Consider the following 8,766-nt stretch of genomic DNA (forward strand, 5'->3'; position numbering starts at 1 on the left):
TCGCGGCCGCCGCCCCGCTCGGGCGCCGTCTCGCCCGGTTGGTGTCGCCGACATGACCGGGCGCGCGGCACCGGGGCCGGCCGGGGCGGCCGACGTGCCGCTCCGCCCGACCGGGCTGCGATTCGGCTACGGGACCAACGGCTTCGCCAACCACCGGCTGCTCGACGCGCTGGCGGTCATCGCCGACCTCGGCTACCAGGGGGTGGCGCTCACCCTGGACCACGACCACCTGGACCCGTTCGCGCCCGGGCTGGCCCGCCGGGTCGCCGCCGTGCACCGCCGGCTGGCCGCGCTCGGCCTGGCCACGGTGGTCGAGACCGGGGCCCGCTACCTGCTCGACCCGTGGCACAAGCACGCCCCGACGCTGCTGCACGACGACCCGGCCCGGCGGGTCGACTTCCTCCGCCGGGCGGTGCGGATCGGCGCCGACCTGGGCGCCGAGGCGGTCTCGTACTGGGCCGGGGTACGCCCACCGGAGGTCCCGGCGGCCGTCGCGTGGGACCGGCTGGTGGCCGGCTGCGCCACCGTCTGCGCCGAGGCGGAGGCCGCGGGCGTGCCGCTCGGCTTCGAGCCGGAGCCCGGGATGCTGGTCGAGGACATCGCCGGCTGGCGGCGGCTGCGGGCCGCGCTCGACGCGCCACCCGCATTCGGCATCACCCTCGACATCGGACACTGTCGCTGCCTGGAGCCGACGCCGGTGCCGGACTGCGTGGCGGCGGTCGCCGACCACCTGGTCAACGTGCAGATCGACGACATGCGCCGGGGCGTGCACGAGCACCTCGAGTTCGGCGCCGGTGAGATCGATTTCCCGCCGGTGCTGCGCGCCCTCGCCGACGCCGGCTACCGCGGCCTGGTCGCGGTGGAACTGCCCCGGCACTCGCACGCCGCACCGACCGTGGCCGCCGGCTCGATCGAGTTCCTGCACGCCGCCGCCCGGGCGGCCGAGAAGGGCGGCGGCGCACCACGTACCTGAGAGGGGAGACGGCATGACACCCGACCGACTGCGCGCCGCGTTGCGGGGCGTACCCGATCCGCAGTGGCTGGACGCGGCGCTGCGCCGCGTCGCGGCCGAACCCGCGGCGATCGCCCGGCTGTTCCCCGCCGCCGCGCGGCGCTGCGGGCGGGGACCGCTGCGACCCGCCCGGCTGGACCGCCGACGAGGCCGCCCGGGCGCTGCTGCTCACCGCGCTCCCCGCCGACCAGGCGGCGGCCACGGCGGAGACCCTCTACCGGCACGGCGACGCGGCCGAGAAGCGGGCCGTGCTGCGGGCGCTGCCGCTGCTGCCGATCGGCGCGGCCTGCGTACCGCTGCTGCACGACGCCATCCGCACCAACGACACCCGGCTGGTAGCCGCCGCCCTCGGCCCGTACGCCCGGCACCTGGAGCAGTCCGCCTGGCGGCAGGCGGTGCTCAAGTGCGTCTTCACCGGCGTACCGCTGGCGGTGGTGGACGACCTCGACGGGCGCGCGGACGGCGAACTCGGCGCGATGCTGGCCGCGCTGGCGGCCGAGCGGCACGCCGCCGGCCGGGCCATGCCCGCCGACGCCACCGACCTGCTCGACCGGCTCGGCGCCGGCTCGGACCTGACCACCGCCAGGGAGGCGTGATGCGCATCTTCGACCCGCACATCCACATGACGTCACGGACCACCGACGACTACGAGCGGATGGCCGCCGCCGGGGTACGCGCGGTGGTGGAGCCGGCGTTCTGGCTGGGTCAGCCCCGCACCAGCGCCGCCAGCTTCGTCGACTACTTCGACTCGCTGATCGGCTGGGAGCCGTTCCGGGCCGGGCAGTTCGGGGTCCGGCACCACGCCACCGTCGCGCTCAACCCCAAGGAGGCCAACGACCCGCGCTGCCACCCGGTGCTCGACCTGCTCCCGCGCTACCTGGACAAGGACGGCGTGGTGGCGGTCGGTGAGATCGGCTACGACTCGATGACGCCGGCCGAGGACGCCGCGTTCGCCGGCCAGCTCGCCCTGGCCGTCGCCCACGACCTGCCCGCCCTGGTCCACACCCCGCACCGGGACAAGGCGCGGGGCGTCGAGCGGAGCCTCGCGGTGGTCGCCGAGTCGGGCATCGAGCCGGGCCGGGTGCTGGTCGACCACCTCAACGAGGTCACCGTGAAGCTGGTCCGGGACACCGGCTGCTGGCTGGGCTTCTCCATCTACCCCGACACCAAGATGACGCCGCCGCGAATGGTCGAGCTGCTGCGGACGTACGGGACCGAGCGGATGCTGGTGAACTCGGCGGCCGACTGGGGGCGCTCCGACCCGCTGCTGACCCGGGCCACCGGCGAGGCGATGCTGCTCGCCGGCTTCACCGGGGACGACGTCGACCAGGTGCTGTGGCGCAATCCGGTGGAGTTCTACGGCCAGTCCGGCCGGCTCGACCTCAGCGACCTGGCGGCGCCCGGCGTCACCTTCGCCGGCAACTCCATCCTGCGCGGGGGCGAGTGATGCGGCTCCGGCACGCCGACGGCAGCACCGTCCACCTCGGCTACTGCACCAACGTCCACCCCGCGGAGGACCTGGCCGGCATCCTCGCCCAGCTCGACCGCTACGCGGTGCCGGTGCGCCGGGCCCTCGACGCCGACCTGCTCGGACTCGGGCTCTGGCTGGCCGCCCCGGTCGCCGCCGAGCTGGCCGCCGACCCGGCGCTGCGCCGGCGGCTGCGCACCGAGCTGACCGTACGCGGGCTGGAGGTGGTCACCCTCAACGGCTTCCCGTACGCCTCCTTCCAGGCCCCGGTGGTCAAGGGCGCGGTCTACCACCCGGACTGGACCACCGGCGACCGGCTCGCGTACACCCTGGACCTGGCCCGGGTGCTGGCCAACCTGCTCCCCGACGACGCGGCCCGGGGCTCGGTCTCCACCCTGCCGCTGGCCTGGCGGGAGCCGTGGGACGCCGACCGGGCCGACGTCGCCCGGCGCCGGCTCGCCGAGCTGGCGACCGGGCTCGCCGCGGTCGAGCGGGAGACCGGCCGGCCGATCCGGGTCGGTTTCGAACCGGAACCGGGGTGCATTGTGGAGTCCACGGGACAAGCGAGCGCGGTATTGTCAGCCATGGATACCGACCGGCTCGGGATCTGCCTCGATCTGGCGCACCTGGCGTGCGCCTGGGAGGAGCCGGCCGAGGCGCTGGGCCGGCTGGCGTCGGCCGGACTGCCGGTGGTCAAGGTGCAGGTCTCCGCCGCCGTCGAGGCGCGACCCGGGCGGCTCGACCGAGGCGCTGCGCCACTGGGTCGAGCCCCGCTTCCTGCACCAGACCCGCGCCGCCGGCTGCGCGTCCGCCGCCGACCCGGCCGACCCGGCGTACGCGGCCGACGACCTGGACGCCGCCCTCGACGCGCGGCTGCCCGGGCCGTGGCGGGTGCACTACCACGTGCCGCTGCACGCGCCGCCCGAGCCGCCGCTGCGCTCCACCCTGCCGGTGCTGCGGGCCGCCCTGGCCGGGCTGTTCGCCGGCCCGACCGCCGGCTGCGACCACCTCGACGTCGAGACGTACACCTGGGGGGTGCTGCCGGCGGCGCGGCGGCCGCGCACCGACCCGGAGCTGGCCGCCGGGATCGCCGCCGAGCTGGCCTTCGCCCGCGACGAGCTGGTCGCCGTCGGCCTCGCCGCCGCGACTCCGGCCCGGACGGGGGTACGGCGATGAGCCGGCGGCTGGTGGTGCTGGACGTGGTGGGCCTGACCCCGCGCCTGCTCGCGCACATGCCCCGGCTGCGGGCGGTGGCCGAGGCCGGCTTCGCCGCCGAGCTGGGCACCGTGCTGCCCGCCGTGACCTGCTCGGTCCAGTCCACCTTCCTCACCGGCGAGCCGCCCTCCGGGCACGGGATCGTCGGCAACGGCTGGTACTTCCGGGACCTCGGCGAGGTGCTGCTGTGGCGGCAGCACCACGCGCTGGTCGGCGGGGAGAAGCTCTGGCAGGCGGCCCGCCGGGTCGAGCCCGGCTACACGGTGGCGAACGTCTGCTGGTGGTACGCGATGGGCGCCGACGTGGACTGGACGGTCACCCCGCGCCCGGTCTACCACGCCGACGGCCGCAAGGAGCCGGACTGCTGGACCGATCCGCCGGAGCTGCACGACGTCCTCACCGAGGCGCTCGGCACGTTCCCGCTGTTCACCTACTGGGGGCCGGGCGCCGGGCTGCCGTCGTCCCGGTGGATCTGCCGGGCCGCCGAGCGGATCCTGGCCGACCAGGCGCCCGACCTGACCCTGGTCTACGTGCCGCACCTGGACTACGACCTGCAACGCTTCGGCCCGAACTCGCCGCGGGCCGCCGCGGCGGCGGCCGAGCTGGACGCGGTGCTCGCCCCGCTGCTCGACGCCGCCCGGGTGAAGGCCGCCACGGTGGTGGCGCTGTCGGAGTACGGCATCACCGACGTGTCCCGGCCGGTGGACGTCAACCGGCTGCTGCGCGCCGAGGGACTGCTGCGGGTCTACACCCAGGCCGGCATGGAGTACCTCGACCCGTGGACGTCCCGGGCCTTCGCGGTCGCCGACCATCAGGTGGCGCACGTCTACGTCAAGGACCCGGCCGACGTGCCGGCGGTGGCGAAGCTCTGCGCCGGGCTGCCGGGGGTGGCCGAGGTGCTCGACGCAGACGGCCAGGCCGGGTACGGGCTGGACCACGACCGCTCCGGCGAACTGGTGCTGGTGGCCGAGCCGGACGCCTGGTTCACCTACTACTACTGGCTCGACGAGGCCCGCGCCCCCGACTTCGCCCGGCTGGTCGAGATCCACCGCAAGCCCGGGTACGACCCGGCTGAACTCTTCTTCGACCCCGCGGCGCCGGGCGCGGCGAAGCGTCGGGCCGCGGTGGCGCTGGCCCGTAAGAAGCTCGGCCTGCGCTACCTGATGAGCGTGGTCGGGCTGGACGCCGGCGCTCGGGCGGTCCGTGGCTCGCACGGCCGGCTGCCGCCGACCCGGCGGACGGGCCGGTGCTGCTCTGCTCGGACCCGTCCGCGCCCGCGACCGGCTGGCCGCGACCGACGTGAAGGCGCTGCTGCTCCAGCTCGCCGGACTGGCCCGGGAGGCGCCATGACCATAACCGTCGTACCGACGACCCGGCCCTGCTGCGGGCGCGTTTCGACGCGGAACTCGCGGCGTTCCTGCAGCGGCGGGGGCCGGGTCGGTCGGACGGCGTTCCGGGGGCCGTCCACGCCGCCCTGCGCCGGTTCGTCCTGGCCGGTGGCAAGCGGCTGCGGCCCCTGTTCTGCTACTGGGGCTGGCGCGGTTTCGGCGGGGCGGACGGGCCACCGATCGTCGGCGCGGCGGCGGCGCTGGAGCTGTTCCACGCCTTCGCGCTGATCCACGACGACATCCTGGACGGCAGCGACCGCCGGCGCGGCCAGCCCACGGTGCACCGGCACTTCGCCGACCTGCACGCCCGGTCGGGCTGGCGGGGCGACCCCGAGGCGTACGGGCGGGGCGCCGCCCTGCTCTGCGGGAACCTCTGCATCGCCTGGTCGCAGGAGATGTTCCACGGCTGCGGCCTGGGCGCCGAGCAGCTCCGCCGGGGGTACGCGGTCTTCGCGCTGATGCGCGCCGAGGTGATCGCGGGGGAGTACCTCGACCTGGTCTCGGCCGTCGGGGACGGCTCGGTGGCGACCGCGTTGACCGTGATCCGGATGAAGACCGCCCGGTACACGGTGACCCGGCCGTTGCAGATCGGGGCCGCCCTGGCCGGCGCGGACCCGGCCGCGGTGGCCGCCCTGGCCGAGTTCGGCGACCCGCTCGGCGACGCCTTCCAGCTCCGCGACGACCTGCTCGGGGTCTTCGGCGACCCGGCGGTCACCGGCAAGTCCACCATGGACGACCTGCGCGAGGGCAAGCCCACGGTGCTGATGGCGTTGACCCGGGCCGCCACCGACCCGGCCGGGTCCGCCCGGCTGCGGGCCCTCTTCGGCAACCCGGCGTTGGACGCGGCCGGCGCCGCCGAGCTGCGCGAGCTCATCGAGGCCACCGGGGCCCGGGAGCAGGTGGAGCGGATGATCCGGGTACGCGCGGAGCAGGCGCGGGCCGCGCTGGACCGGCAGTCCCTGGCGGAGCCGGCGCTGTCGGCGCTCGCGGACCTGGCGGCCCGCGCGGTGTACCGCCGACACTGACCGGCAGTTGGTTGCGCGGACCAGCGCGGCGGGCTGTGACGTGGTGCTGCGCGCGGCGCCCCGCTTTCCCCGCGACCGCTGCCGGAACCTGCCAGCCCCCGGCTGACCTGCGCCACCTCCGACCCGCCGGGCCGGCGACGCGCCGCCCCGACTTCGGACGCGCGCGGCCCCGCCCGGCCGGCTGCCGTACCTTGGGCCGCATGGGACGCCTCGCCCAGTGGCGCCGGATCGTCCGGGCGCACCCGACGCTCGCCGGCGCGCTGCTGGCCACGGTGCTGTTCGTGGTCAGCCTGCTGGTGCTCACCCGCGACGTGCCGTGGCTGGGCCGGGCCGTCGTGGTGCTGCTGCTCTGGTTCGGCGTCGCGGCCGCCCTCGGCGTGGAGGTGCGCCGCCGGCGGGCGTACGGGAGACCGCACGACGTGGCGGCCCACCATCTCACACCGGTCAGGACCCCCGTGCCCGCCGAGCCGGCGCCCAGCCTCAACCGGCTCGACGCCCTGATGGAGGGGCTCGGCGCCGGCAGTCGGTGCGCTGGACCGTCGGCGGGCAGCCCCGGCCGCTGCCCGACGGCGTCGACGTGGCGGCGTACCGGATCATCCAGGAGTCGCTGACCAACGCGCACGAGCACGCCCCGGGTGGGGCCGTCGCCGTCCGCCTGCGCTACGACCCCGAGGGCGTCACCATCGAGGTACGCGACGACGGCCCGCCCCGCCCGGAGGTGGTCGGCATGCGCGAGCGGGCCGAGAGCGTCGGTGGTGTCTTCTCCGCCGGGCCGCGTCCGGGCGGCGGCTGGCTGGTCCGGGCCGAGTTGCCCGCCCCCGAGGAGGAGGCCGGATGAGGGTTCGGTTGCCGGTGGTGCCGGGCCTTCCCCGACGGTCCCCGCCGACCTAGAGTGAGGGCGGCGACCGCGAGGTGGCCGGTGACCCGACGGGAGGCGCAACCCGTCGGGCCCAGGTGCGAACGCGCCCACCGGCCTTCAGTCGGGGCCGCCCGCACCCGGTCGCCCTCGCCCCGGTCCGCTACGGAATCCCCCATGACGACAGGGGAGAAGGACAATGGCGCGACCCATCACGCTCTTCACCGGCCAGTGGGCCGACCTTCCGTTCGACGAGGTCTGCCGGCTCGCCGCCGAATGGGGTTACGACGGCCTGGAGATCGCCTGCTGGGGTGACCACTTCGAGGTCGACAAGGCCCTCGCCGACGAGTCGTACGTCGACCGGAAGCGGGCCACCCTCGCCAAGCACAACCTTCAGGTCTTCGCCATCTCCAACCACCTGGTCGGTCAGGCGGTCTGCGACCACCCGATCGACGAGCGGCACCGGGACATCCTGCCCGCCCGGATCTGGGGCGACGGCGAGCCCGAGGGGGTCCGCCGGCGCGCCGCCGAGGAGATGCAGGCCACCGCCCGGGCGGCGGCGAAGCTGGGCGTCAAGACGGTGGTCGGCTTCACCGGCTCGTCGATCTGGCACACCCTGGCGATGTTCCCGCCGGTGCCCCCGGCGATGATCGAACGCGGTTACCAGGACTTCGCCGACCGGTGGAACCCGATCCTGGACGTCTTCGACGAGGTGGGGGTCCGCTTCGCCCACGAGGTGCACCCCAGCGAGATCGCGTACGACTACTGGACCACCAAGCGGGCCCTGGAGGCGATCGGCCACCGCCCGGCGTTCGGGCTGAACTGGGATCCGTCGCACTTCGTCTGGCAGGAGCTGGACCCGGTCAACTTCATCTTCGACTTCGCCGACCGGATCTACCACGTGGACTGCAAGGACGCGAAGGTCCGCACCGGCGACGGCCGGCGCGGCCGGCTCTCCTCCCACCTGCCCTGGGCGGATCTGCGCCGGGGCTGGGACTTCGTCTCCACCGGCCACGGGGACGTGCCCTGGGAGGACTGCTTCCGGGCGCTGAACGCGATCGGGTACACCGGCCCGATCTCCATCGAGTGGGAGGACGCCGGCATGGACCGGCTGGTCGGCGCGCCCGAGGCGCTCCAGTTCGTCCGCCGGCTCGCCTTCGACGCCCCGGCGGCCGCCTTCGACGCCGCGTTCAGCAGCAACCGCGACTGACCCGCGCCGCCCGGGGCCGGCCGCGTCGGCCCCGGGCGGGCGAGCATTTCAGTCGTGTCGCCGGAGCCGGCACGGGCGTGGCGCGGCTGTCGGCAGATGCCCCGTCGGGGGCTACGAAGCTGATGACGTAAACGATTCACTGTGGGCTCGCCGGCCAACGACGAACCGCCGCCTGGCGGGATGGGCCTGCCCGGCACGGTGATTCACTTGCGTTATCAGCTTCATAGCGTCTGCGCCGGAGGGTGATCCCCGACGGCGGCCGGCCCCCGCTGCCCGGACATGAGCGCGGCCGGACCGAGCCGCGCAGCCCCGCCCCACCCCGGGTCAGCGGGCCGCGAAGACCTGGTCGCTGATCAGGCGGGCCGCGCCGACCAGGGCGGCCCGGTCGTCCAGGTCGGACAGGACGATCGGCATGCTGCCGGTGGCGAGCGGCGTGGAGCGCCGGTAGACCACTCCGCGGATCTCGGCGAGCAGCACGGGCCCGATGCCGGGGGCCGCCCCACCGATGATCACGATGGCCGGGTTGAAGAAGCTGACCAGGCCGACCAGCACCTGCCCCAGCCGGCGGGCGCCGTCGCGCACCAGGGTCTGC

General features: G+C 75.5%; 7 protein-coding genes and 3 pseudogenes. 9 read left to right on the top strand and 1 reads right to left on the bottom strand.

What is annotated here, in order from left to right:
• Positions 1–52 precede the first annotated feature (52 nt).
• From JNW87_RS30275 to JNW87_RS30315, 9 genes and pseudogenes are all read left to right on the top strand, one after another.
• Positions 53–973: a sugar phosphate isomerase/epimerase gene (locus tag JNW87_RS30275; protein ID WP_109804696.1), complete on the top strand. Its 921-nt coding sequence runs from the start codon at positions 53–55 to the stop codon at positions 971–973.
• 13 nt (positions 974–986) lie between these two features.
• Positions 987–1,608 (top strand): annotated as a pseudogene (locus JNW87_RS30280) (EboA domain-containing protein).
• Complete coding sequence (locus tag JNW87_RS30285; protein WP_109804698.1) at positions 1,608–2,459, top strand: TatD family hydrolase; 852 nt, start codon at positions 1,608–1,610, stop codon at positions 2,457–2,459. The pseudogene JNW87_RS30280 and the gene JNW87_RS30285 overlap by 1 nt, the downstream one beginning before the upstream one ends.
• Positions 2,459–3,656, top strand: a pseudogene (gene eboE, locus JNW87_RS41755) (metabolite traffic protein EboE). The gene JNW87_RS30285 and the pseudogene eboE overlap by 1 nt, the downstream one beginning before the upstream one ends.
• Positions 3,653–5,045 (top strand): annotated as a pseudogene (locus JNW87_RS30295) (alkaline phosphatase family protein). The pseudogenes eboE and JNW87_RS30295 overlap by 4 nt, the downstream one beginning before the upstream one ends.
• Before the next feature lie 28 nt (positions 5,046–5,073).
• Complete coding sequence (locus JNW87_RS30300) at positions 5,074–6,108, top strand: polyprenyl synthetase family protein (RefSeq protein ID WP_375373566.1); 1,035 nt, start codon at positions 5,074–5,076, stop codon at positions 6,106–6,108.
• Between the two features lie 200 nt (positions 6,109–6,308).
• On the top strand, positions 6,309–6,719 hold the full coding sequence (locus JNW87_RS30305; RefSeq protein WP_238454841.1) for a hypothetical protein: 411 nt from the start codon (positions 6,309–6,311) through the stop codon (positions 6,717–6,719).
• On the top strand, positions 6,686–6,946 hold the full coding sequence (locus JNW87_RS30310; RefSeq protein ID WP_238454842.1) for an ATP-binding protein: 261 nt from the start codon (positions 6,686–6,688) through the stop codon (positions 6,944–6,946). The genes JNW87_RS30305 and JNW87_RS30310 overlap by 34 nt, the downstream gene beginning before the upstream one ends.
• Before the next feature lie 217 nt (positions 6,947–7,163).
• A complete protein-coding gene (locus tag JNW87_RS30315; protein ID WP_109804703.1) occupies positions 7,164–8,174 on the top strand; it encodes a sugar phosphate isomerase/epimerase in 1,011 nt (336 codons plus the stop codon).
• Positions 8,175–8,498: 324 nt separating this feature from the next.
• Here the strand turns inward: JNW87_RS30315 and JNW87_RS30320 are convergent.
• Positions 8,499–8,766: ROK family protein (locus JNW87_RS30320; protein ID WP_375373565.1), on the bottom strand; the 268-nt coding region annotated here is incomplete at its 5' end.

The organism is Micromonospora sp. ATA51 (assembly GCF_016802855.1).
GTDB lineage: Bacteria > Actinomycetota > Actinomycetes > Mycobacteriales > Micromonosporaceae > Micromonospora > Micromonospora sicca.

Coding starts and splice junctions, on each gene's coding strand:
- JNW87_RS30275 (WP_109804696.1), top strand. CDS start 53: ATGACCGGGCGCGCGGCACCGGGGCCGGCCGGGGCGGCCGACGTGCCG.
- JNW87_RS30285 (WP_109804698.1), top strand. CDS start 1,608: ATGCGCATCTTCGACCCGCACATCCACATGACGTCACGGACCACCGAC.
- JNW87_RS30305 (WP_238454841.1), top strand. CDS start 6,309: ATGGGACGCCTCGCCCAGTGGCGCCGGATCGTCCGGGCGCACCCGACG.
- JNW87_RS30315 (WP_109804703.1), top strand. CDS start 7,164: ATGGCGCGACCCATCACGCTCTTCACCGGCCAGTGGGCCGACCTTCCG.